The organism is Paraburkholderia sp. EG286B (assembly GCF_040965655.1).
GTDB lineage: Bacteria > Pseudomonadota > Gammaproteobacteria > Burkholderiales > Burkholderiaceae > Paraburkholderia.
The window spans coordinates 457,978-479,100 of record NZ_JBFRCF010000001.1 but is presented as its reverse complement, the minus strand read 5'-3'; the positions used below and the strand labels follow the sequence as shown (position 1 = coordinate 479,100).

27 protein-coding genes are annotated in these 21,123 nt (G+C 60.8%); 19 read left to right on the top strand and 8 right to left on the bottom strand.

Annotated features, from left to right (window positions below; translation table 11 throughout):
- Positions 1-89: 89 nt before the first annotated feature.
- Genes AB4Y42_RS02200 through AB4Y42_RS02185 form a run of 4 tightly spaced genes read left to right on the top strand, consistent with a single transcriptional unit; the run spans position 90 to position 3,449 of the window.
- Positions 90-479 (top strand): phage GP46 family protein, encoded by a 390-nt coding sequence (locus AB4Y42_RS02200; RefSeq protein WP_368693245.1) that lies wholly within the window; start codon positions 90-92, stop codon positions 477-479.
- Position 480: 1 nt separating this feature from the next.
- Entirely contained in the window at positions 481-1,653 is a 1,173-nt protein-coding gene (locus AB4Y42_RS02195; protein ID WP_368693244.1) for a baseplate J/gp47 family protein, read from the top strand.
- A complete protein-coding gene (locus AB4Y42_RS02190) occupies positions 1,654-2,250 on the top strand; it encodes a YmfQ family protein (RefSeq protein WP_368693243.1) in 597 nt (198 codons plus the stop codon).
- Between the two features lie 8 nt (positions 2,251-2,258).
- Positions 2,259-3,449 (top strand): hypothetical protein, encoded by a 1,191-nt coding sequence (locus tag AB4Y42_RS02185; RefSeq protein WP_368693242.1) that lies wholly within the window; start codon positions 2,259-2,261, stop codon positions 3,447-3,449.
- 201 nt (positions 3,450-3,650) lie between these two features.
- Here the strand turns inward: AB4Y42_RS02185 and AB4Y42_RS02180 are convergent, their stop codons facing one another.
- The 3 genes from AB4Y42_RS02180 to AB4Y42_RS02170 form a co-directional block, all read right to left on the bottom strand.
- Complete coding sequence (locus tag AB4Y42_RS02180) at positions 3,651-5,144, bottom strand: hypothetical protein (protein ID WP_368693241.1); 1,494 nt, start codon at positions 5,142-5,144, stop codon at positions 3,651-3,653.
- A 90-nt stretch (positions 5,145-5,234) separates the two neighbouring features.
- The gene (locus AB4Y42_RS02175; RefSeq protein WP_368693240.1) at positions 5,235-5,942 is read right to left on the bottom strand and encodes a hypothetical protein; all 708 of its coding nucleotides are present in this window, start codon (positions 5,940-5,942) and stop codon (positions 5,235-5,237) included.
- A gap of 2 nt (positions 5,943-5,944) precedes the next feature.
- Complete coding sequence (locus AB4Y42_RS02170; RefSeq protein ID WP_368693239.1) at positions 5,945-6,229, bottom strand: XRE family transcriptional regulator; 285 nt, start codon at positions 6,227-6,229, stop codon at positions 5,945-5,947.
- 270 nt (positions 6,230-6,499) lie between these two features.
- Between AB4Y42_RS02170 and AB4Y42_RS02165 the strand changes: the two genes are divergently transcribed.
- The 8 genes from AB4Y42_RS02165 to AB4Y42_RS02130 all read left to right on the top strand — a co-directional run bounded on the left by AB4Y42_RS02165 (position 6,500) and on the right by AB4Y42_RS02130 (position 10,563).
- Positions 6,500-7,030 (top strand): hypothetical protein, encoded by a 531-nt coding sequence (locus AB4Y42_RS02165; protein ID WP_368693238.1) that lies wholly within the window; start codon positions 6,500-6,502, stop codon positions 7,028-7,030.
- Between the two features lie 158 nt (positions 7,031-7,188).
- Positions 7,189-7,437, top strand: coding sequence for a hypothetical protein (locus AB4Y42_RS02160; RefSeq protein ID WP_368693237.1), 249 nt, complete (start codon positions 7,189-7,191; stop codon positions 7,435-7,437).
- A complete protein-coding gene (locus AB4Y42_RS02155; protein WP_368693236.1) occupies positions 7,434-7,895 on the top strand; it encodes a glycoside hydrolase family protein in 462 nt (153 codons plus the stop codon). Before AB4Y42_RS02160 ends, AB4Y42_RS02155 begins: the two co-directional genes overlap by 4 nt.
- 61 nt (positions 7,896-7,956) lie before the next feature.
- The gene (locus tag AB4Y42_RS02150; protein ID WP_368693235.1) at positions 7,957-8,505 is read left to right on the top strand and encodes a hypothetical protein; all 549 of its coding nucleotides are present in this window, start codon (positions 7,957-7,959) and stop codon (positions 8,503-8,505) included.
- A complete protein-coding gene (locus AB4Y42_RS02145; RefSeq protein WP_368693234.1) occupies positions 8,502-8,729 on the top strand; it encodes a hypothetical protein in 228 nt (75 codons plus the stop codon). Before AB4Y42_RS02150 ends, AB4Y42_RS02145 begins: the two co-directional genes overlap by 4 nt.
- Positions 8,730-8,798: 69 nt before the next feature.
- Entirely contained in the window at positions 8,799-9,320 is a 522-nt protein-coding gene (locus tag AB4Y42_RS02140; protein ID WP_368693233.1) for a hypothetical protein, read from the top strand.
- Positions 9,320-10,039, top strand: coding sequence for a hypothetical protein (locus AB4Y42_RS02135; RefSeq protein ID WP_368693232.1), 720 nt, complete (start codon positions 9,320-9,322; stop codon positions 10,037-10,039). Before AB4Y42_RS02140 ends, AB4Y42_RS02135 begins: the two co-directional genes overlap by 1 nt.
- A gap of 164 nt (positions 10,040-10,203) precedes the next feature.
- Complete coding sequence (locus AB4Y42_RS02130; protein ID WP_368693231.1) at positions 10,204-10,563, top strand: hypothetical protein; 360 nt, start codon at positions 10,204-10,206, stop codon at positions 10,561-10,563.
- A gap of 350 nt (positions 10,564-10,913) precedes the next feature.
- Here the strand turns inward: AB4Y42_RS02130 and AB4Y42_RS02125 are convergent, their stop codons facing one another.
- Together AB4Y42_RS02125 and AB4Y42_RS02120 are read right to left on the bottom strand one after the other, a co-directional pair.
- Positions 10,914-11,162 carry a hypothetical protein gene (locus tag AB4Y42_RS02125; protein WP_368693230.1) on the bottom strand — a complete coding sequence of 83 codons (249 nt, stop codon included), beginning with the start codon at positions 11,160-11,162 and terminating at the stop codon, positions 10,914-10,916.
- Positions 11,163-11,946: 784 nt separating this feature from the next.
- A complete protein-coding gene (locus AB4Y42_RS02120) occupies positions 11,947-12,414 on the bottom strand; it encodes a hypothetical protein (RefSeq protein ID WP_368693229.1) in 468 nt (155 codons plus the stop codon).
- Between the two features lie 697 nt (positions 12,415-13,111).
- Between AB4Y42_RS02120 and AB4Y42_RS02115 the strand changes: the two genes are divergently transcribed.
- The 4 genes from AB4Y42_RS02115 to AB4Y42_RS02100 all read left to right on the top strand — a co-directional run bounded on the left by AB4Y42_RS02115 (position 13,112) and on the right by AB4Y42_RS02100 (position 17,713).
- A complete protein-coding gene (locus AB4Y42_RS02115) occupies positions 13,112-14,269 on the top strand; it encodes a CaiB/BaiF CoA transferase family protein (protein ID WP_368693228.1) in 1,158 nt (385 codons plus the stop codon).
- Between the two features lie 119 nt (positions 14,270-14,388).
- A complete protein-coding gene (locus AB4Y42_RS02110; RefSeq protein WP_368693227.1) occupies positions 14,389-15,690 on the top strand; it encodes a CitMHS family transporter in 1,302 nt (433 codons plus the stop codon).
- Positions 15,691-15,725: 35 nt separating this feature from the next.
- Entirely contained in the window at positions 15,726-16,892 is a 1,167-nt protein-coding gene (locus AB4Y42_RS02105) for an acyl-CoA dehydrogenase family protein (protein ID WP_368688109.1), read from the top strand.
- Positions 16,893-16,960: 68 nt separating this feature from the next.
- Positions 16,961-17,713: an IclR family transcriptional regulator gene (locus AB4Y42_RS02100; RefSeq protein WP_368688110.1), complete on the top strand. Its 753-nt coding sequence runs from the start codon at positions 16,961-16,963 to the stop codon at positions 17,711-17,713.
- Between the two features lie 65 nt (positions 17,714-17,778).
- On the opposite strand, the gene AB4Y42_RS02095 is transcribed toward AB4Y42_RS02100, so the two are convergent.
- On the bottom strand, positions 17,779-17,997 hold the full coding sequence (locus tag AB4Y42_RS02095; RefSeq protein ID WP_069266156.1) for a hypothetical protein: 219 nt from the start codon (positions 17,995-17,997) through the stop codon (positions 17,779-17,781).
- A 239-nt stretch (positions 17,998-18,236) separates the two neighbouring features.
- Here AB4Y42_RS02095 and AB4Y42_RS02090 point away from each other — a divergent pair, with 239 nt between their 5' ends.
- Together AB4Y42_RS02090 and AB4Y42_RS02085 are read left to right on the top strand one after the other, a co-directional pair.
- Positions 18,237-18,413 carry a hypothetical protein gene (locus AB4Y42_RS02090; RefSeq protein WP_368688111.1) on the top strand — a complete coding sequence of 59 codons (177 nt, stop codon included), beginning with the start codon at positions 18,237-18,239 and terminating at the stop codon, positions 18,411-18,413.
- An 11-nt stretch (positions 18,414-18,424) separates the two neighbouring features.
- Positions 18,425-18,604 (top strand): hypothetical protein, encoded by a 180-nt coding sequence (locus tag AB4Y42_RS02085; protein ID WP_368688426.1) that lies wholly within the window; start codon positions 18,425-18,427, stop codon positions 18,602-18,604.
- A gap of 19 nt (positions 18,605-18,623) precedes the next feature.
- Here the strand turns inward: AB4Y42_RS02085 and AB4Y42_RS02080 are convergent, their stop codons facing one another.
- Positions 18,624-18,836 carry a hypothetical protein gene (locus tag AB4Y42_RS02080; protein ID WP_342918612.1) on the bottom strand — a complete coding sequence of 71 codons (213 nt, stop codon included), beginning with the start codon at positions 18,834-18,836 and terminating at the stop codon, positions 18,624-18,626.
- Between the two features lie 349 nt (positions 18,837-19,185).
- Here AB4Y42_RS02080 and AB4Y42_RS02075 point away from each other — a divergent pair, with 349 nt between their 5' ends.
- Positions 19,186-19,722 carry a Uma2 family endonuclease gene (locus AB4Y42_RS02075; RefSeq protein WP_368688112.1) on the top strand — a complete coding sequence of 179 codons (537 nt, stop codon included), beginning with the start codon at positions 19,186-19,188 and terminating at the stop codon, positions 19,720-19,722.
- Positions 19,723-19,771: 49 nt separating this feature from the next.
- Here AB4Y42_RS02075 and AB4Y42_RS02070 read toward each other — a convergent pair whose 3' ends face one another.
- Positions 19,772-21,064, bottom strand: a complete 1,293-nt coding sequence (locus AB4Y42_RS02070; RefSeq protein WP_368693226.1) for a D-amino acid dehydrogenase — start codon at positions 21,062-21,064, stop codon at positions 19,772-19,774.
- Between the last annotated feature and the right edge of the window lie 59 nt (positions 21,065-21,123).

Here is a 21,123-nt window from a genome sequence, read left to right as displayed (position 1 = left end):
CCCGCCGCGTGCGGGCTTTTTTACGTCCGAGCGCAATGGCAGACATCGCAATTTCGTGGGACTCGGCGAACAGCCGCGGCGACTGGACGATGAACGGCCCGGTGCTCGCCACCGGCAACGACATCGAGACCGCGATCCTGATCAGCATTTTCACCGATCGTATGGCGCAGCCCGGCGACGTCATCCCGGACGGGACGAACGACCCACGCGGCTGGTGGGCGGACGACGACGTGCCGATCGGCTCGCGCATGTGGCTTCTCAGGCGCGCGAAGCAGACGACGCAGACACTGCAGCTCGCGTACGACTACATCGCGGAAGCGCTCCAGTGGATGGTTGACGACGGCGTTGCATCTCGCTTCGACATCTCGACGCAATGGGTGCGCACCGGGATGCTCGGCGCGGTGATCGTGGCGTGGTCGCCGACCGGAACCTTACTTTCAAAAGGCCAGTACGCGTGGGCCTGGGCGGGGATCAACTGATATGCCTTACGCACGACCGACACTCACGCAGATCCGCGCGCAGGTAGCAGCCGATCTGCAGGTGAGCCCGGCCGGCTCGGATCCGCTGCTTCGCTTTTCGAGCCTCAATGTGCTCGGCCGCGCGCTGGCGGGTCTCGCCAATTCGCAGTACGGATACACCGACTGGGTCGCGCTGCAATCGAACCCGTTCACTGCCACCGATGAGTACCTCGAGGCGTGGGCGGCACTGAAGAACATCTACCGCGAGGCTGCGACGCAGGCCGGCGCGGAGACGCCCGGGCAGATCACCTTCCCGGGCACGAACGGCTACCAGATCCCGATCGGCACGCTCGTGACGCGCGGCGATGGTGTTGAGTACACCACGACCTCGCTGGGCACCGTCGTAGGCAAATCCGTGACGGTCAATGCCGAGGCGAATGCTGATCCCACTGGCTTGACCGGTGCCTTCGGCAATTGCGGGATCGGCACGGTGATGACGCTGGGCACCTCGATCGCGGGAATTTCGTCGACAGGTTCGGTGTCGGCAGCGTTCACGGGCGGCGCGGACATCGAGACCGATGACAGCCTGCGTTCGCGCATGCTGTTCGCCTACCAGAACCCGCCGCAGGGCGGCGCAGTGCCGGACTACGTCACGTGGTCGAAGGAAGTCAGCGGCGTTACGCGCGCCTGGTGCAATCCGAACGGGTTCGGCGCCGGGACGGTGGTCGTCTACGCGATGCTCGACAGCGCGGAGTCCGGAAACAACGGATTCCCAGTCGGCACAAATGGCGTTGCGACGGGCGAATGGCGCGGCGTTGCAGCGACCGGCGACCAGCTCACGATCGCGAACTCCATCTACACACTGCGGCCCGCGACGGCGCTCGTCTATGTGTGCGCACCGAATCAGCAGGTCGTGAATTTCACGATCGCGGGTACCGGCAACTGGAGCGCGGCGACGAAGGCTCTGGTTACCGCGGCGATCGCGGGCGTGCTCGTGATGTACGGCAACCCGATCGGCACGACGACCGGCAATGCTCAACCGACGACGAACGGCGCGATTGCACTCTCGTACATCGAGTCGGCCATCGCCGCAATCACCGGCACGACGGGCTTCGTGATCACGACACCGAGCGGGAACATTCAGGGCACTTTGGGGCAACTCCCGGTGCTCGGCACGATCACGTGGAACACGTAAATGGCCGCACCGAACTATGCAGCGAGCGACTTCGCAACGGCGATTCACGCGCTGATGCCTCGCGGGCTTGTGTGGCCGCGGGATCCGACGGCCGTGCAGGCGCAGGTGATAGCAGGGCTCTCGCAGACGTGGCAGCGCCATACGGCGGCGAATAACCAGCTTCTCGTCGATGCATTCCCCTCGACGGCCGTCGAGCTTCTTCCGGAATGGGAGTCGATGCTCGGCCTCCCGGATCCATGCGCTGGCGAATCGCCGACGCTGCAGGGCAGGCAGCAGCAGGTAGTCGCGCGCCTCACGAACAGCGGTGGCCAGTCGATCGCGTATTTCATCGCATATGCGAAGGCGCTCGGATACACCGTGACCGTGACCGAATTCGCGCCGTTTCGCGCGGGACAGTCGAGAGCGGGGCAGCCTACCGGCACGCAGGACTGGTTCTTCACGTGGCAGATCAACGCGCCGCTCAACACGGTCACGTATTTCGCCGCCGGGCAGTCATATGCCGGGCAGCCGCTCGCGTCGTGGGGCAATGCAGTTTTGCAGTGTGAGCTTATGGCCATCAAGCCGGCACACACCTATCTGAACTTCGGGTATCACTGAGGATTCGCATGTATCAAACCGATCAGGCCACCGCAGCGTCGTCGCTGCCGACACCGGCCGCCGCAGGCACGCAGGGCTACTTCACGAACGGCAATCCCGCGAGCGGCGTAGCCCCGACCATCGTCGATGCCGACTGGCTGAACATGGTTCAGCAGGAGCTCGTCAACGTCGCAACGTCGAATGGTCAGGTGCTGAGCAAGACGACATACACGCAGGTGCTCTCGGCGATTAAGGCAATGATCGCGCAGCCGCAGACGAATGCTGTGAGCGGCGTGGTGGGCCAGGTGCGCAACTTCGTGATGAACGTTGCGACGGCATCGGCGTCGGCTACACCGACGGCCGACGAGATCATCGTCGAGACGAATCTCGGCGGCACCCGCTATTGCATCCCATCGTTCAGCAAGACGATCAACCTTGCAACGACGGGCGCTGGCGGCATGGACACGGGCAGCGCGCCGGTATCGGGGTTTGTCGCGCTCTATGCGATCTACAATCCGCTCGCTGCCTCATTCACTGGTTCGATTAGCGGCACCACTCTGACAGTATCTGCCGTGGCATCCGGATCGCTGGCGGTTGGTCAATATCTCCAAGGCGCAGCTCCGGGCACAACGATTACGGCGCTTGGAACCGGCACGGGTGGCGTTGGCACGTATACAGTTTCGATTTCGCAGACCGTTGGATCCGTTCTGCTCACGACTGGAGCCGCAGCGCTACTGGCGACGAATGCAACAAGCGCAAAGCAGCCGAATGTGTATGGCGGCGCAAATATGCCTGCTGGCTATACGGCGAGTGCGTTGGTTTCAGTGTGGCCAACGAATGCAAGCAGCCAATTCGCATACGCGTATCAGTTTGATCGCACTGTTACCTTCGTCTCGATTACCGGAATCACATCGACGACCAACCAGTCATCCTATGCGGCACTATCGCTTGCGACATCCATCCCGCTAAATGCCCGCACGGTTTCGGGTAGTCTGAACTGTGCAAATTTGAACAACACAGATGCCACGCTCAGAGTGGCAGCTGACGCTAGCGGGCTCGGCGCCCAGATTCTTGCTGCGGCTCTGTCAACGACAGCAAGTCCGGCGCAATGCCCGTTCAACAAACTGCCTGTCATCACTCCCCAGACGGTGTATTGGTCATCAGCGAACACGACTGGTTCGGCGACCTACACGATGGGCATTAACGGTTACGATTTCTGAGGTCGAACATGAAGTCCACGATTTACATCGCATACACCGATAGTAGCCATTTAGCAATCGGCACCTGGTTTGGAGCGCCGCAAATTTCCCTCCCGTCAGGTGAGCCTGCGAACTATGGAGAGACAACGACTGCAGACCCGCTCTGGGCATCGTTTTATGATGCCCAGCCTGCGTTTGTCCAGCAGGTTCTCCCAACACCGATTACTGGCTGATGTCGGAGTATTCTTCGACTGTCACTGTCACTGACGCTGTGCGCTTACGGAATATCTCGGCAAGGAGCAAAACGGCAGAGATCGCCGCGAGTGAGAACCCCCAAAGCCAGATCAGGCCATGCTTCGCTGTTTCCCGGCTTCCATCGCCAAAAACTGAAGAGGCGATAGCGTAAAGCACCATGCCAGCACCGATCGCGAATAGTGCGCCGGCACCGCTTCCGTCAAATCGTTTATGGATGAGTTGCCAGACCATCCATGCGGCAGCAGGGATCGCCGCGATGATAGTGCCGGTAACTAACAACCAAAAGAGCGGACCAGGCAACGCATTGACCAGTGTCGAAAACGATGTAGCAGATGACAGCCGGTATGCAATGGAGTTTGCCGATGAAGGGTCTTCGAAGGGATAGTAGCGGTCTGGCAGGAATGGCCGCGCGTGCGCGATGCCATCTTTCATCGGGCCAAAAAATGTCTCGGGCTGCGTCGCAAACAATGGCAGCAGGTGAACGCGGCTTTCATTGAAGATCCCGGGACAAGGATAATCTTGGGTGAAGCCCGGCGTATAGAAGTTCCCGCCGATCCCGCGCACGCACTCATCCGGAAGATGAAGCGTAGCGACAGCTCTATGAGGATCGTGCGCGAACGGTAACACTTCGCCGAGGAATGTATCCATCGTGTTCGCTAACCGGATGCCATGGCTCAGGAGCCCCTCGTCGGACGGATTCATGGCTGCGAAGGCAATAGGACACGCGGCGGCGAGAACCGCGAAAGTGACGGCGGCGCGAGAACGCCAACGCCACGCGAAGAGAGCGCAGAATGCCAATGCGAACGCGCTAGCGAGTGGAACGTATTGCTGTTTGCTGAGGCCAAGCACCACTACGCCTGCAAGCGACATCCAAAGGGATAGGCCATCGGGTCTCGCACGCCTTGTCCACATGAGCCAGAACGAAACCGCACAAATGAACGCGCCGAGCATCACGGTAGGTTCATTGTAGAGCGTGTTGAAGAATCCAAGATATGCGAAATCACCGAATGCAGTGGTGAATAGCGCGGCGACAACCAAACGTTGCAACCATGTCTCTGCGACGAGCATCAGCATCGCAACGGCGGCTAGAGCGGCTAGTATTCTGAGGGAGCCGATCAATCGATAGTCGACATGCTCACCATGTGTATATAGCTTCGTCGCCAGATATGGAAACAGATCGTCGATCGAGACAAGACATAGGTCTGGATGATAGTCGCGATCAAGCACGAGATTATTGACCGGACCAGCCCAGTGAGGGTCCATCTTGTGCTCCCCGGTGTCTGGCCAGAGGCCCATACAACTCTCAACACGCAGAAAGTCGTAGTTGTTCGGATAGCCAATAATCGGCGACGCACCGACGATCGAAACCATCTTTGCGATCGTAAAAATGAGCAGAAATGCGATGACGACTTGATATAGCCGCGCTGTTGCCGCGCGGGTTCTTGATTGTGCCGATGCCATTCTCTCCAGCCGTTCTGGTTATGCCCGGGCAGGAAAGATTGCCCAGTGTAATAAGATGTTGTAAGCGCGGTATATTACCGCAACTTCCATTCAGTACCGGTACGTCCCCATGAGAACGTGTGTCGACTTCCATATCGGATTGTAAGGATTCGAGTTCGTCGCATTCCCCTGATTTCGGAAGTATGCGTATTCGATAGCGAAGTTACGGTAGATGATGCTCGCTCCGACCGTCCAGCCGAGCGCCCAGACGGGGCGCCATTTGACGTGATTGTCGATGGGTTGTGCGTCCGCGTTGGCGTACCAGTTCGCCACGTCCTCCGACCACGTCGAGCGGTGGATATAGGGCCCGGCGTCCACGCCGAACGTGATGCCATTCCACGTGTAGTGCGGCTCGAGCGTGAGCGCGAAGCCCATGTCGTGTCCGCTTCCCATGAAGTCGGAGAGGTTATTGCACGGGCCGCTGCAAGGGTCCGCTGCATTGACGCCGACCAGGTCAGGGCCGATCCATTGGCCACTGGTCGTGTTGGTTTTGGCGCTCGGGACTTTGGCATCCGTGTGTATCGTGCCGAGCCAGTAGTAATCGACGTGGTAGTCGATTCCCCAGGGTCCGCGCTGCCAGATGTTGCCGGTGACACCGAATTTGACCGAAGGGGCGGTCAGATCAAGGCGGTGATCGAACCCGTCCTGATACCAGAGGCCGTTCGGGCCATGCTGGTAGGCGCTGCCGCCGATGCCGGCCTCGAGCTGAAACCAGCTTTGCTGCGCGTGAGCGGATGCCGCGGCGCAACCGAGAGACATCGCTACGGCTGCCGCTCTCCATCTGGCACCGGGCTGAACTCGGCCCCTGCCTGGCGCATCCTTTCGAAGATGCGCTCTAGGGTTTCCTTGTCCAATTCGAGCTGCGCCATCAGGGTAAAGAGCATCTGCGCGCTCATAGGCCGAGGGTCGCGCGGATTGGTGTACTTGCGCCAGTGCTGATCGCCCGCAAGCCAGCAGAGATCTGCCATTTGCTTGCCCGTTAGACCGAGCTCTTGCTTGAGCGCCGCCAGATTCTGGGCGGGCGGATGCTTGTAATGAATGGGCATAGCCGGGCACGCGGCGCGCGCGAAATGTGAGCTTCATGATCGTCCTTTCGGGATAAGCGGGACTCGCGAATGCGTTTCCCTATGCGCACAAAGACAGCCCTAATAGGGCTAGTAGTCAAGCAGCAAATATTAATGAGTCACCCTCTGGTGGTGCCGTGCCTGAGGCATCAAGAAACCCCACAGAATTCGCACATTTTCCTTCCAGCACATTGGCATTTGCCTTGCACTTGCTGATAATCACCCCCTCAAACAACTACTACGGGGTGTGCGATGAGAAAACTATTGGGGCTTCTCTTCTTCTTTCTGGCCACGTCTGCTGTGCTCGCCGTCACGGACGAAATCATTCGAGAGCATACGGAGTCATTTTGGGCAAAGATCGCTTTCTATGCCGCATTGATTGCGGCAACTGGAATGCTTTGGGACCTCACAAAAGGGGTTCTGACTGACGAACTTTCGGTCGACACTGGCCGATTGGTTGCGATGGTCTCTTTTGGCGGCGGATCCATAATAGCCATGAAGACCGGACACCCCATCGGCTTCGGTTTCTGTGCGATTGGATGCGCGTGCACCGGGGTGTCAGTGCTCCGGAAAATTCAGAAGGAGCGATCGGCTGCCGAGATCGTGAAGGCGCAGACCGCACAAAGGAAACTGATTGAACAAATCGACGCAGTGATTTCCGAGGCCATGCAGACTGAAGAGGGAATGCAAGCGGGGCGGAAGCCTGGATCAACGGCGTCGACCAATGTGAAAAAGAGAACCGCTTCGGCTTCGCAAGTGACGGGTCTCGAGCGTATGTATTGACCACTCAAATATTGATTGACCACAAGCCACCTTCGGGTGGCTTTTTTCATTTCTGGCCGCCGTCGTAGCGGCCGCTTTCTACGGGGATCTCGTTGAGCCACGAATCGATCGACAGGCGCGCCTCGGACCATCAATGGCGCGTCGATATGGAATCCCGCATGATGAACTTCGAGCAGTCGATGGCGGAATACAAGGCAGCGCTTGCTGACAACACAGCGGCAACGCTGCGCGTCGAGTCAAACACGATGGAACTCGTTGAGCTGCTGAAGATGGCGAAGAGCGGAATCAGCTTCTTCACGGCGACAGGCCGCGTGCTGCGCAAGATCGTGATCTGGTGCGGTCCGTTCATTACGATCGCTGCCGCGCTGTGGGCGGTGGCTCATGGAAAGTGGCCGGGGGAATCGTGATTCTGACTCTTCTATACGCCGAACTTCGTCGCGACGAGGGCGTGCGCACGATGCCCTACAAGGATACGAAAGGCAGGTTGACGGTCGGCGTCGGGCACAACCTGACCGCTTCGCCGCTGCCGGCCGGCTGGAGTTTTCCGCTCTCCGCCGCACAGATCACGCAACTGCTGACGGTCGACGTCGCCAGCACGATGACGCAGCTCGACGCCAACGTTAGCTGGTGGCGCTCTCTCAGCGAAGTGCGTCAACGCGTCGTCGCCAACATGGCGTTCAACCTCGGCATCGCCAAGCTGCTCGGCTTCAAGAACGCGCTCGCTGCGATGCAAGCCGGCGACTGGAGCAGTGCAGCTGCGGAAATGCAGGATTCGGATTGGTACGGGCAGGTTGGCGCGCGCGCCGTGAGGCTTTGCCAGGCAATGCGAACGGACGTCATGCCTGTCGCGGCGGGTATTGCATAGCCCGATCAAATAACCGTCAAATGACCATCAAACAGCCGCATCGAGCGGCTTTTTTTACGCCATGACAAAAGCACAGGAAACGCACGAGACGCATCGCACGCTATCGGAAGACGTGTTCTATCCCGGCCACGATCCGCGCACTGAATCCGCGATCTTCCGCGCGAGCAAGCGCGAGATGAAGCATGAGGGCGGCTATGTCTGCGCGGTATGCGGCGACGAGGAAAAGGTCGAATCGCATCACCGCTTCTTCGAATGGGCGTTCAGCCACGCGATCAACTTCACGTGGATCCGTGGCGTCGCGCTCAACCAGATCGACACGATGTGGTCGCACAAGCTGCAGCGCGAAGTGCCGATCCCGAAGAAGCACCCGGTCTGGGACCTCATCAAGCTGACGCAGGGCTTCGACTGGGAGGCTTTCGATCCGACGAAGCCCATGACGTTCGTCGACTCCGTCTACAACCAGCTGCCTCTCTGCGAGCTGCACCATCGCGGCAAGGATCACGGCCGCCACGAAGAGAGCGATCCCGTCTGGAACGTCCAGGCATTCCTCATCAAGGGCTTTGTGTACTCGCCCGACGAACTCAAGGCACTTCACAAGGAGCATTCATGAACCAAACCTCGAGCATTCAAACCGGCGCGATCACGCTGACCGCCGCGTCTCTCGTGCCGATCATCGACTGGGCCGCTCAGGCGGCTCACGTCACGATCCCGATGGAAGCGCAACTGCAGATCTCGGCCTTCATCATCACGGGCGCGCACGCTGTCTACAACTACCTGATCGCGCGTGCGAACTCGAAGAAGGGCGCCGCGCCGGCAGCACCCGTTCAGCAGTAATCCCAGCGCGCTCGCGCGATTCAGCAGTCCGTTCGCCGCGCCTCGCGGCACAACTCCGAAGGAACCGAAATGAAGAAGCTGCTTCTCGCGGCAGGCCTCGCCGCGCTCGCTCTCTTTGCAGGCTGCGCGTCGACAGGCACCGGCACTGCGCCCAAGCTCATCGTCACGCCCCAACAGCTCGTGACGGACTTCTGTCCCGTCGTCAACGCCGATCTCAAGGCCATCGCTGCATCGCCGTTGCTCAGCGCGAGTCAGAAGCTGCTGCTCAATGGCGATCCGAGCGATGCGACGAAGCCCGGCATCATCGCGATCAACGCATCGGTCTGCACGTCCGGCGGAATGATCGACGTGACGAGTCTGAAAACGCTGAACGATACGGCGTTTCCGGCACTCATCAAGCTCGTTGGCGCGCTCCCGATGTTGCCGAACCAACCGGCGATTCTGCTTGGCCTGACGCTCGCGCAGCCGATCCTCAATCAGGTCCTCACGACGGTGCAGGCGCAGCAAACGGCAGCGGCTGCCGCTGCCGCCTCGGCTTCGACGGCCTCGGCTCCTGCCGCCGCGTCCGCGCCGATCGCCGCGAGCCAGTGATGGATTGGCAGGCGATCGCACTGGCGGCGAAACGAGCCAACGCCGCCTACGTCATTGACCCGATGCAATCGAAGGCTGCGTTCCAGGCGCTCGGCGACGTCTGGAGTGACATCTACAGCGACGCGAACAATCAGGCTGTGATGTCGGTGGACGCGGCAGGGCGCACGCATCTGAGCATTAGCGGCACGCGTGCGTCGAGCCTGAAGCTGGCCGACGTCTTCGACGACGTATCGCTCGTCCCGCATCCGGTCGATGGTGGATGCGTCACCGATGGCGTGATCTCGGGGATGGCGGACGTGTGGAAGTGGGCGCTCTCCGTCGCTCCGGCCGGTGCGGTGTTCAATGTGTGCGGCCACTCCCTGGGGGCGAGCCGCACGCACCTGACGCCGCTCTTCATCCCGGCCACGCAGATCGGCGCGCTGTATTCGTTCGAAGCGCCGAAGTTCGCGGATGCCCGGTTCTACGCCACGTATGCGACCCAACTCGCCGGAATGGTGTGTGTGCTAAACGGGCGCGACACCTGGGCGGCATGGCCGTGGGTTGATCTGCGGTGGCGGGCGAGACCGCAGCATGATCATGTGTGGCTCAAGAGTTCGGGCTTCGCGATGATCCCGGCCAGCCAGTGGCCCGGCGCCGGAAGCTTCGGCGATCATGACATCGACCTCGTGCAGGCCCGGTGCGAGAAGATCGCCGCGGCTGAAGTGAAGCCGGCTGCATAGCAGGGCAACAAAAAAGGCGGTGGCCAATTGGCCGGTCACCGCTTCCCTTTCACTTCCGCATTAGCGCCACGGTCAAGATATTTCCCCGTTGGTCGTTAACCAGTTGGAGCATAGGTCGCCCTATGCATGTAACTTGAATTGGCGTGCGATCACACGGGGAACGTATGGTAACAGTCTCGACTAAGAGCGAATTGGAAAGGGCGAAAGATAATGGTGAGCCGGAAATCATCGTTCTAGGCGCCTTGGCTGATAAGCTGAAGAACACAAAGAAAATCGCAACGCTTGGCGCAGCAGCAATTGCATCCCTCGTTGCCGTGGTTGGAGTTGCAACGGTGACGGCTCCCGAAACCTTCGGATTGTCTTACGCTGCGGTAGCTCCGGTAGCCGCGCTGACTGGCGTGGAGATTTCAGCCATTATCGTAGCCGCCTCTCTCGGGATTGCGCTGATTCTTGCCGTATTTAAGGAGTATGAAGAGATAAGCTATGAAGATGGCAAGCTTATCCTTAAGAAAAAATCGAAATGACAGGCCGGCAAACGCAGAGAAGCTGAGGCTTCGCATTGCCTTGCCGTACTACTTCTGTGCAGATTGGGCACGCCGGGCGCCTAGCTGAAGAATACGGAACTCGATTCGATCGCCGAAGAGATCCCGAGTGCATATCAGCAAATTGGCAGCGGGACGTAGCGAGCGAAGCGTAGGCTACGTCGGCTCCCATTGGCTGCGCAGTGATCCACGAAAAGAGGCCGCCGATTCCGAGCGAATGCGGCGGCCTTTAAGCATTGTCCAGCTTGGGAGGCGCTGGAGGTTGCGGGGTCTGGACGCAACCTATGTGTAAGGTATCAGTAATATTGTGCGCCGTCCACGTCCAAAAACAATTAGCTTTCGCGGCTATGCGGAAGGCCGCCGTGGTCCCATGGGTTCAGGGCACCCGTGCTGCTCGCACGCCAATCTGTATTGACCGCGTTCCTGTCGCGCTTCGTCTCGTCGAGGCGTTCAGTTCCCTGTATGCCGTAGGCCCACCATTTTTCAGCCTCGGCATCTGTCATATGGAAGTTCGTTTCCTTCCTGCCGCCCCAGTGGCCCGTCTCCACGAACGCCCAGCGGTACTCCCAGATCGATTCCATTTTCGCGCCCCGAGCACTGTATATAAACACAGTATCGTAGCGCAGGCTGGCGGATGTATTCGCCGCAAACTCTGCGGCGAATAGGGGCCTTATTCGCCGCACGGCCGGTAGAGTAAGGGATTGCGCATTGAGCGCGAATCACCCAATACCGTTTGAATCACCCAAAACAAAAAGGCCTCCGCGCTGGAGGCCTTGTGTATTCGGTGGCGGACGAACCCCCAATAGGCTATTAACCCATCCAGTCTTTGGCGGTTAGAGCGCTTCCGCGCTGGATGCCTCGACGTTAGCTATGCTCCCCCTTGTATGCTAATTGTGAGGAATGCTTCCGCTGCAATAGACCGACCATGTTCAAACCTGCTTCCCCCGACATAAAGGGCGGAGCTATCCCCGTGGATGTTCAAGCCGGCCGGCCGCAGGTCGAGGTCGGAGATTTCGACTTCGTCTTGTGATATTGCCTTGACGCGGACCAAAACGATAGGCGCAACTCTATGGTCGAGGGCAACTGTTTGAACGGTGATGACTCCGCCCATGGACGATATGCTCACCTGGGGACTCAGCGGGACATTCTCTCGCAAAATCGTTCGATACTTTGGACCGCTCGGCAGCGGGCCGGCAGTCATCCAGAGGCGCGGCTCTGGGCCGCGCGCGATAATCAATGGCGGAGGTCCATCGTTTCTCGCGATAGGGTACCGCGCGCCCGTGGCGACATTTGAGCAGATGCGTAGCACGCGATAGGGCTCGAAATCGGTAGGTAGATCGTATTTGCCGTCTTGGATTTGGAAGGTCATTGCACGCCTCCGGTGCGCCGCACGGGATTGCTTTTGAAGTGATTTTTTATCGCCTTCATCGTTCGGTTGTAGTTGCCCGGAAGTTTGCGCGCGCCAAACCATGCAACTGCAGCGAGCAAGCCAGTCAGCAGCGCAGTGTAGATAGACGGTAGATCAAGGCTCGTCGCCTGACCTGTGACGAGTCGACTGACGGCCTGCCCAGCGACAGTCAGCGTGGATCCAACCGCGGTTAGCAGTATGTTCACGAAAATTGATACTGCCAACGGCTGACCTGCAGCAATCCGTTCGTACTCGACTTCGGAAAGGTAGTAGGGCTCTTGAAAGAGGTAGATCGAAGGCTGGACCGCGACTATCCGCGCATCAACGGTAATGCCGTTCGCTGCCGAAGAGTCAGGCGCCTGGGCTGAGCTACCGAACCCGTGGATCTGATTTCCGGTTTTATCGCCACCCGCAAAATCTGACATTTGCACATCTCGCGCTGTATGCGTCTTTAGGTTATCAGACGCAAAAAAGCCCGCATCTAGCGGGCTTTCTTTTGCAGCGTATCTACGCAATCACCCGATCGCCCCGGCCCCGAGGCGCGACCTATTCATCTGGAAATTCTACCTTCCGAGTCCAGGGCGGGGGGCGAAAAGTTTTCCGCAATTTTCTTCGTGGCGTTGCCAGATAAGGCTCTGAAGCATGTTGAAATATACGATTTGCGGAACGATTTCAACGCTAACCGATTGAAATCTCTAATTATTTTCTTGGACTCATAATCCGCCTCCGAAAGGACGTCGTGGGTTCGAACCCCACCCGGCCCACCAAGGGTTTCAGCGATCGCTGCCCTGACCGCCACCAGAGCTCTCTCATCTGGTCGGCCTGAACTTTTCCCCTCGCCTTTTCGCTCTTGCCTGATTGTCCCGGGCTCACCCCTTGCCGCCGATAAAAGCCGGCAGGGCGACGGCCGTTGGCCATCCATCACCAGGGACATTCCTGGTGCGGCTTTTTGGGTTCCAGCTTGACCTCGCGTATTCCTGTGTGTGAATATTCATTCACCGCAGTGAATTTTTGTGCCTGCGCTCACGTTGAGCCAGAACGCAGGACATCCCCGTTCTCCACTGTCAGACACCACTTGGCAATTCAGCAATCGGCATCAATCAGTCAGTAGTACAGATCGAAATGGACACTCCTTCATCTCCAGCAGCTGGATCCCTGCACGGCCTGCGCGTCGTGGACCTGTCCCGTGTTCTCGGCGGCCCCTACTGTACGCAGATTCTCGCCGACCACGGCGCAGAAGTGATCAAGATCGAGCCGCCCGGCGGCGATGAAACGCGCGGCTGGGGGCCGCCGTTCGATGGCGAGACCGCTTCGTACTTCCAGGGCGTCAATCGCAACAAGCTGGGCGTCGTGCTCGATCTCACCCAGCCGGCGGAGCGCGAACGGCTGCTCGCGCTGCTCGAAACGGCGGACGTCCTCGTCGAGAACTTCAAGATCGGCACGCTCGAGCGCTGGGGGCTCGGTTACGACAGCGTGCTCGCCACGCGCTTTCCCCGGCTCGTCCATTGCCGCGTGTCCGGCTTCGGCGCGGACGGTCCGCTCGGCGCCTTGCCCGGCTACGACGCGGCGATCCAGGCGATGACCGGGCTCATGAGCGTCAACGGCGAGGCAGGCGGCGCGCCGCTGCGCGTCGGCGTGCCGATCGTCGATCTCGTGACGGGACTCAATGCGGCCCTCGGCGTCCTGATGGCGTTGCGCGAGCGCGAGGTAAGCGGGCGCGGCCAGTTCGTCGAATCCACGCTGTTCGATTGCGCGCTCTCGATCCTCCACCCGCACACGCCCAACTACTTCTATTCGGGCAAGGAGCCGCGGCGTACCGGCAACGCCCATCCGAACATTACGCCTTACGACATGTTCCACACCGGCAGCGGCGACATCTTCCTCGCGGTCGGCAACAACACGCAGTTCGCGGCGCTCTGCCGTCTGATCGACGTCGCGCACCTCGCCGACGATCCACGCTTTGCCGACAATCGCTCGCGCAGCCAGCACCGGAACGAACTGCGCGCGGAACTCGAACAACGTTTCGCCGGCTGGGATGGCCCACAGCTTGCCGACCTGCTCGTGCGCCACGGCGTGCCCTGTGCGCCCGTGCTCGGCGTGGGGGCGGCGCTCGCGCATCCGCACGTCGACCACCGCGCAATGAAGGTCGAGATGGGGACCTACCGCGGCATCGCCTCGCCGATCAAGCTGGGCCGCACGCCGGCCACTTACCGGAGCGCGCCGCCGGCACTCGACGAACACGCGGCGCAGGTCTTCGGCGAACGAACACGCGAGACCTAGCCCGCGCATCGACAGGCAGCCGGACATAACCACAACGGCGGCGCACGCAACGCCGCGCAGGAGACAGCAATGGCATCCACCCACGAGGCAAGCAGTCGTACGCACAGGGAGACCGGTTCATGCTCGCGCTAATTGGAACGCTCGCGATCATCGCCCTGTTCACGCTGATCATCACGAAGCGGCTCTCGCCGCTCGTCGCGCTGATCGCCGTGCCGATCGTCGCCGCACTCGCCGCGGGATTCGGGCTCTCCACCGCGAAATTCATCGTTCACGGGGTGCAGAACATCGGTCCGGTTGCGGGGATGTTCGTCTTTGCGATTCTTTTCTTCGGCATCCTGACGGATGCGGGCATGCTCGATCCGATCATCAACGGCGTGCTGCGCGTGGTGGGCTGCCATCCTCCGCGCATCGTCATGGGCTCCGCACTGCTGGCGCTGCTTATCCACCTCGATGGGTCGGGCGCCGTCACGTTCCTCGTCACGCTGCCCGCGATGATGCCGCTTTATACCCGCCTCGGTCTCGACCGCCGGATTCTCGCGTGCGTCGCCTCGATGGCCGCGGGCGTCAACTTCCTTCCCTGGGTCGGGCCCATGCTGCGCGCTTCCGCGGCCCTGCATATTCCGGGCACCGTGATCTTCTATCCGATGATTCCCGTGCAGATCGTCGGCCTGGTTTTCGTGTTCGGCACGGCGTACGTGCTCGGCAAGCGCGAGGAGAAGCGCCTTGGCCTCACACGCGAGCATGCCGCCGGCATTGCCGCCACCCCGCGCGTGCTCACGCCGGAGGAACTCGCGTTGCGCCGGCCCGAGCGCTTCTGGATCAATCTGGTGCTCACGCTGGTCGTGCTCGTGACACTCGTGTCGGGCGTCGTCGATCCCATGGTCATGTTCATGATCGGCACAGTGCTGGCGCTGGTGATCAACTATCCGGATGTGAACCAGCAGCGCGAACGCGTCGACGCGCATGCGAAGGCGGCCCTGATGATGGCGAGCGTGCTGCTTGCGGCGGGGGCGTTCACGGGCATCATGACCGGCACCGGCATGCTCAATGCCATGGCCGAAGTGGTCGTGCAGCATGTGCCCGCCGATCACGCGCGCCATATGCCGTTCGTGCTGGGACTCGTTTCGATGCCGCTCAGCCTGCTGTTCGACCCCGATTCGTTTTACTTCGGCATCCTGCCGGTTCTGGCAAAGAGCGGGGAAATGCTGGGCGTGCCGTCCGTGCAGATGGCGCAGGCGGCGCTCCTCGGTCAGATGACCACCGGCTTTCCCGTCAGCCCGCTCACGCCGGCGACCTTCCTGATCGTCGGCCTGACGGGCGTGGAACTCGCCGAGCATCAGAAGTTCACGATTCCATTCCTGTTCGCCGCCACGGTGCTGATGGTGTTCACCGCGGTGCTGGTGGGCGTATTCCCGCTGTAACACCGTATTCGTTTCTGCCTTGAGAGGAAGTCCGCATGAATTTCAACCTCAATGAAGACCAGCAGTCGATCGTCGCCGCAATCGAAAAGATCTGCGAGCGCTTCGACGACAGCTACTGGCTCGAACGCGACCGCGAAGGTGGCTTCCCGCACGACTTTCACCGCGCACTCGCCGATGCCGGCTGGCTTGGTATAGCGATGTCGCCAGAGTTCGGCGGCTCGGGGCTCGGCATGACCGAGGCGGCTCTGATGATGCGCACGATCAGCGCTTCCGGCGCGGGCCTTTCGGGCGCGTCGGCCGTGCATATGAACATCTTCGGGCTCAATCCGGTGCAGGTGTTCGGCAGCGAAGCACAGAAGCAGCGGTTTCTTCCGCCGCTCATCGAGGGCCGCGACAAGGCGTGTTTCGCTGTGACCGAGCCCGACGCCGGCCTCGACACGACACACCTGAAAACCCAGGCCGTGCGCGATGGCGATCACTACGTGCTCACCGGCCGCAAGATCTGGATCTCCACAGCGCAGGTCGCGAACAAGATGCTCATCATCGCGCGCACGACGCCGCTGGACCAGGTGGCGAAGCCGACCGATGGTCTGAGCCTTTTCTATACCGACCTCGACCGCACGCGCGTCGAAGTCCGCGAGATCGAGAAGATGGGCCGCAAGGCCGTCGATTCGAACATGCTTTTCATCGACGGCCTGCGCGTGCCGGTGGACGACCGCATCGGGGAGGAGGGCAAGGGCTTCCACTATCTGCTGCATGGCCTGAATCCGGAGCGCATCCTGATCGCTTCGGAAGCGGTCGGGCTCGGCCAGGCGGCGCTGCGCCACGCAACGCAGTATGCGAAGGACCGTGTCGTGTTCGGACGTCCCATCGGGCAGAACCAGGCGATCCAGCATCCGCTCGCGCAGGCGTGGATGGCGCTCGAGGCGGCGAACCTGATGGTGATGAAGGCCGCCACGCTGTACGACGCGGGCGAACCGTGCGGCGCCGAAGCCAACGCCGGAAAATACCTCGCCGCCGAAGCCGCGTTCCAGGCGTGTCAGACGGCCATTGCCACGCTGGGCGGCATGGGTTACGCGAAGGAATACCACGTCGAACGCTATTTGCGGGAGTGTATGATTCCAAGGCTCGCGCCCGTCAGCCCGCAAATGATCATGTGCTTCATCGCGGAGAAGGTGCTCGGGCTGCCGAAGTCTTACTGAACCGTGCAAGGGGGATCGCGCCGCCTTGCGATCGAATGCCCGACCCAAGCCCGACCCACGCCCGATCCATGGACGTCAAACTCGTTGCCCGCACGCTCGACCTGTTCGAGCTCTTCGCCGCCGAACAGAGGCCGCTGGCGCTCGCCGAAATGGCGCGGCTTCTGGAGGTGCCGTCGTCGAGTTGCCTCGCGCTTGCCCGCACGCTCGTGAGCCGCGGCTATCTCTACGAAGTGCGCAAGCGGGGCGGCTACTATCCCACGCGGCGTCTGCAACTGCTCGCCAACGCGATCAATGCCGTCGATCCGGTGGTGCAAATGCTGCATCCCCGGCTTGTCGAGCTGCGCGACGCGACGGGAGAAACCATCGTGCTTGGCAAGATCCATGGCACGCAGGTCATCTATCTCGACGTGGTCGAATCGGAGAAGGCCGTCCGCTATGCCTGCGCGCCCGGGTCACTGCGCCCGTTGCATGCGAACTCGATTGGCAAGGTGATTTGCGGCGAACTCGATGCGTCGACGCGCGAAGCACTCTGCGCGAAGCTCCATTTCGAGCGATTCACGGCTGCCACGGTCGCCGACTGTGCCACGTTCATCGATCAGGTCGGCGCTGCACATGAGCGAGGCTGGTACGCGAATATCGGCGAGAGCGCGCCCGAGCTTTCGGCGGTGGCCGTCGCTCTCGATTTCGGCGGCGACCTGTACGGTCTCTCGATTGGCGGCCCGACCGAAAGGATCCGTGACCAGCTGAGCGAGCACGTGGCGACGCTGATCACGGCGAAGCAGCAGATTCTTTTGACCTGGCAAAAAAGCGAGGCGGACTGAGCGTCAGCGTTGTGACGTTGACGCGCGGATCGAAATACCCGAGGAACCTGCGTTGCACCTGTGCGCTAACCGTGCGTGTCGACCCACGCCTTTGCCCAGGCGATTCCCGCGTCCTGCGCTTCTTCCTCCGAATCGAACAGGTCGAGGACGCCGGAAGTGCAGATGAGCTTGTTACCCTGGATGATGGTCCCGCCACCCGCGTAGCGCTCCGGCGTCAGCAGCTCTGCCTGTTGCGCGATGGCGTGACCCCACAAATCGTAGCCTTTGTATGTCTCTCGTTCCATCTTTCTGGTGCCCGAAGACGGGAGCCGTTGCCTATCTCGTTCTCATCTTAACTTCTCTCATCGACAAGGGCATACCGTCAAGCGCCGTGGCGGCAGCGTGCGCCGCCGAATCGCCGGCCAGGCAAGGCTTTCGACATGTCGGCGTTGTTTAAGCTCGATTTAAGTGACGCTACGTACTCTTCGAAAGAATCCTTGAGTGGACAACGACTTGAGGCATCCATAGATGCGAAGAGGTTCAAATGGTGTACCTGATTACCGACCTGACGATGGTCGAAAGCTACGGCCGCATCAAGGCTGACAGCGGCAAGGACGCGCTGGAAGCGTTTGCGCTCAGCAACGGCTTCGTCAACCTGATGGAGTTCGCCTCCGCCCGGCCCACGTTCGTCAACGACTTGATGGCTGTTCAACTGCAATAAGGAATACTGACGTGGCCATGACTTTGGGGCAGGCCCTCGTGCACGCTGAGCAGCTGGAAGTCTACGGGGTGATTTCCAGAACGGCGCAGGCGCTCATCCGGCTGAAGCAGGAGTACCGCGAGGTAGTCGGCGCGGAAAAATACGAGCAGATTATCGAGGAAGCGGGCCTGGCGCATCCGGACTCGCAGTGACCCCGGGGGGCGTCGGTCGCTACTTTTGCGACTCGAGCATGTCGAGGTTGGCTTGCGCGGTCTCCTCGGGATGCATCGAGCAGTAAGCGTCGAAGAGGGTCGAGCATAGTTGCGCGAGTGCCGCGAGATTCACAGCCTGGCCCGCATGTTCAACTTCCCCGGCGTTGAGTATGTCGTCAACGACGGGGGCGAGACGGCGCAGTCGCCGGAAAGTCTCCGCATCGATTTCCATTGCACTTCTCGTGTTCAAGCGCCAGGGCGCACTCGACAAACCCTTACGGTAACACTTCAACGACGCGCCCGCAGAATGCGGCTTCGGCAAAAGCTGAATACCCGACGCTGATCTTACCCTTTGGGGCGATGTTGACGCGTTGCACAATCAAGACGCACGCCAGTCAGATTCGGCCGCAGCGTCAGCATGGCGCTGAAGTGTCGGACCATCCGATATGGCCCGATAACGGGCACAAGATCGGATCCATCCACACCGGGTAGTTTATTGTGCAATGCACAGAAACAACGCCTTTTCACCGGCCGACAAAGGGAATACCCTTAGAGAATTCCCCTATCGGAGGCTTGTGGTTGTGTCGACTCTTCTCGAGCAGGACGGGCTGGTAGCGACCTGGCGTCGGATGCACCCCAGCGCAGATTCCGGGGCGTGGGAATGCTGTGAACTCGATGGCCGCGGTGAAGCGGTGCCGCATCCTAAACCCTCGGCACGGCGGCAGATCGTTCTCACCGACGTGTACTGCCAGATCGCCGAGCAGATCGGTCACGTGGCGGCGATGTCGGTTGCCGTGGCGACGCCGTCATTTGGCATCCGCGTACCCGACGTCGTCTGGATGCCGCCTGAAAAGTGGGAAGGGTTTGACCGGGACGATCCTGTTCCGTTTGTGCCGGATCTGTGCGTCGAGGTGCTCCTCGACCGCAAGTATGCGCATGACATCGGCGCGCGGGTCAGGGCGTATCTCGAGGGCGGCGCCCAGGAGGTCATCGTCGTCGGCCAGCGCGGAGAGCTGCAATTCTATGGCGCCAATGGACTGCGGCAAACTTCGCAGTTCGGCATCACGCTCACACTGGAGCGGATGTACTTCGAAGCGTTCGCTCCGTCTTCGCACTGATTCAAACGTGAGCGTCGGCCGACGCTCACCACTCCACCAGCAGTACTGACTAATCCAGCGCGAAATCCGCCGGGGCCTCCGGCTCCCTGGCGTAACGGAACACGTTCAAATCGTCGTGCTCGATAGCGGGCTTTCTACCTGAAATCAGGTCGGCGAGTAGCTGCGCCGAACCACACGACATGGTCCAGCCAAGCGTGCCATGGCCCGTGTTCAGGAAGAGGTTGGGCACGGCGGTGCGGCCGACAATGGGCGTGCCGTCCGGCGTCATCGGCCGCAGCCCGGTCCAGAACGTCGCCTTCGATGTATCGCCGCCGCCCGGGAACAGGTCGTTCACACACATTTCGAGTGTCTCGCGGCGGGCCTCGCGCAGGCGCTTGTCGAACCCGACGATTTCGGCCATGCCGCCCACGCGAATGCGTTTATCGAAACGCGTGATGGCGATCTTGTAGGTCTCGTCGAGGACAGTCGAGACAGGGGCGCGTGCCTCGTCCACGATAGGCACCGTGATGGAATATCCCTTGAGCGGGTAGACCGGAATCTTGACGAGGCCTGACAGGAAGCTCGTCGAATACGAGCCAAACGCGACAACGAACGCGTCGGCGTGAATGAGCCTGGTTCCGTGACGCACGCCAACGACCTTGCAGTCTTCGACGACGAGCGTATCGACGGCCGTGTTGTAGCGGAACGTTACGCCGGCCTCCGCGGCGAGAGCGGCAAGCCGGGTCGTGAACAGTTGGCAGTCGCCTGTCTCGTCGCCGGGCAAGCGAAGACCGCCGGTCAATTTATGCGAGGCCGCGGCGAGGGCCGGCTCGGCCCGCGAGAGTTCGCTTGCAGTGAGCAACTCGTAGGGAACGTTCGCCTCTTTCAGCACGGCGATGTCCTTTGCCGCGCCGTCGTACTGCTGCTGCGTCCGGAAGACCTGCAGCGTGCCGCCGGTCCGTCCTTCGTACTGGATACCGGTTTCCGCGCGCAGCGCCATCAGGCAATCGCGGCTGTACTGCGCGAGCCGCACCATGCGGTTCTTGTTGATGGCGTAGCGCTCCGCCGTGCAGTTCTGCAGCATCTGCCACATCCACTGGAGCTGGAACTGCTTGTCCGCGTCATCCGGGCGGATGGCGAGCGGGGCATGCTTCTGGAACATCCATTTAACGGCTTTGAGCGGCACGCCAGGGGCCGCCCACGGCGCCGCGTATCCCGGAGAAATCTGCCCGGCGTTCGCGAAGCTCGTCTCTAACGCGGGACCTTGCTCGCGGTCGATGACAGTGACTTCATGACCGGCGCGCGCCAGATAGTACGCGCTCGTCACGCCGACGACCCCGCTACCCAATACCAGAACTCGCATATCCGTCGTCTCCCCAGCCAGGAGGCCGCACATATCTGACAAACGCCGCCGGTATTCGA

Bases quoted from the DNA above. Each gene is read 5' to 3' on its own strand.
- AB4Y42_RS02150 (WP_368693235.1), top strand. From the start codon at position 7,957: ATGACAAAAGCACAGGAAACGCACGAGACGCATCGCACGCTATCGGAA.
- AB4Y42_RS02105 (WP_368688109.1), top strand. From the start codon at position 15,726: ATGAATTTCAACCTCAATGAAGACCAGCAGTCGATCGTCGCCGCAATC.
- AB4Y42_RS02115 (WP_368693228.1), top strand. From the start codon at position 13,112: ATGGACACTCCTTCATCTCCAGCAGCTGGATCCCTGCACGGCCTGCGC.
- AB4Y42_RS02080 (WP_342918612.1), bottom strand. From the start codon at position 18,836: ATGGAAATCGATGCGGAGACTTTCCGGCGACTGCGCCGTCTCGCCCCC.
- AB4Y42_RS02145 (WP_368693234.1), top strand. From the start codon at position 8,502: ATGAACCAAACCTCGAGCATTCAAACCGGCGCGATCACGCTGACCGCC.
- AB4Y42_RS02120 (WP_368693229.1), bottom strand. From the start codon at position 12,414: ATGTCAGATTTTGCGGGTGGCGATAAAACCGGAAATCAGATCCACGGG.
- AB4Y42_RS02125 (WP_368693230.1), bottom strand. From the start codon at position 11,162: ATGGAATCGATCTGGGAGTACCGCTGGGCGTTCGTGGAGACGGGCCAC.
- AB4Y42_RS02095 (WP_069266156.1), bottom strand. From the start codon at position 17,997: ATGGAACGAGAGACATACAAAGGCTACGATTTGTGGGGTCACGCCATC.
- AB4Y42_RS02180 (WP_368693241.1), bottom strand. From the start codon at position 5,144: ATGGCATCGGCACAATCAAGAACCCGCGCGGCAACAGCGCGGCTATAT.
- AB4Y42_RS02130 (WP_368693231.1), top strand. From the start codon at position 10,204: ATGGTAACAGTCTCGACTAAGAGCGAATTGGAAAGGGCGAAAGATAAT.
- AB4Y42_RS02165 (WP_368693238.1), top strand. From the start codon at position 6,500: ATGAGAAAACTATTGGGGCTTCTCTTCTTCTTTCTGGCCACGTCTGCT.
- AB4Y42_RS02200 (WP_368693245.1), top strand. From the start codon at position 90: ATGAACGGCCCGGTGCTCGCCACCGGCAACGACATCGAGACCGCGATC.
- AB4Y42_RS02100 (WP_368688110.1), top strand. From the start codon at position 16,961: ATGGACGTCAAACTCGTTGCCCGCACGCTCGACCTGTTCGAGCTCTTC.
- AB4Y42_RS02185 (WP_368693242.1), top strand. From the start codon at position 2,259: ATGTATCAAACCGATCAGGCCACCGCAGCGTCGTCGCTGCCGACACCG.
- AB4Y42_RS02110 (WP_368693227.1), top strand. From the start codon at position 14,389: ATGCTCGCGCTAATTGGAACGCTCGCGATCATCGCCCTGTTCACGCTG.
- AB4Y42_RS02170 (WP_368693239.1), bottom strand. From the start codon at position 6,229: ATGCCCATTCATTACAAGCATCCGCCCGCCCAGAATCTGGCGGCGCTC.
- AB4Y42_RS02175 (WP_368693240.1), bottom strand. From the start codon at position 5,942: ATGTCTCTCGGTTGCGCCGCGGCATCCGCTCACGCGCAGCAAAGCTGG.
- AB4Y42_RS02090 (WP_368688111.1), top strand. From the start codon at position 18,237: ATGGTGTACCTGATTACCGACCTGACGATGGTCGAAAGCTACGGCCGC.
- AB4Y42_RS02070 (WP_368693226.1), bottom strand. From the start codon at position 21,064: ATGCGAGTTCTGGTATTGGGTAGCGGGGTCGTCGGCGTGACGAGCGCG.
- AB4Y42_RS02190 (WP_368693243.1), top strand. From the start codon at position 1,654: ATGGCCGCACCGAACTATGCAGCGAGCGACTTCGCAACGGCGATTCAC.
- AB4Y42_RS02160 (WP_368693237.1), top strand. From the start codon at position 7,189: ATGATGAACTTCGAGCAGTCGATGGCGGAATACAAGGCAGCGCTTGCT.
- AB4Y42_RS02195 (WP_368693244.1), top strand. From the start codon at position 481: ATGCCTTACGCACGACCGACACTCACGCAGATCCGCGCGCAGGTAGCA.
- AB4Y42_RS02140 (WP_368693233.1), top strand. From the start codon at position 8,799: ATGAAGAAGCTGCTTCTCGCGGCAGGCCTCGCCGCGCTCGCTCTCTTT.
- AB4Y42_RS02135 (WP_368693232.1), top strand. From the start codon at position 9,320: ATGGATTGGCAGGCGATCGCACTGGCGGCGAAACGAGCCAACGCCGCC.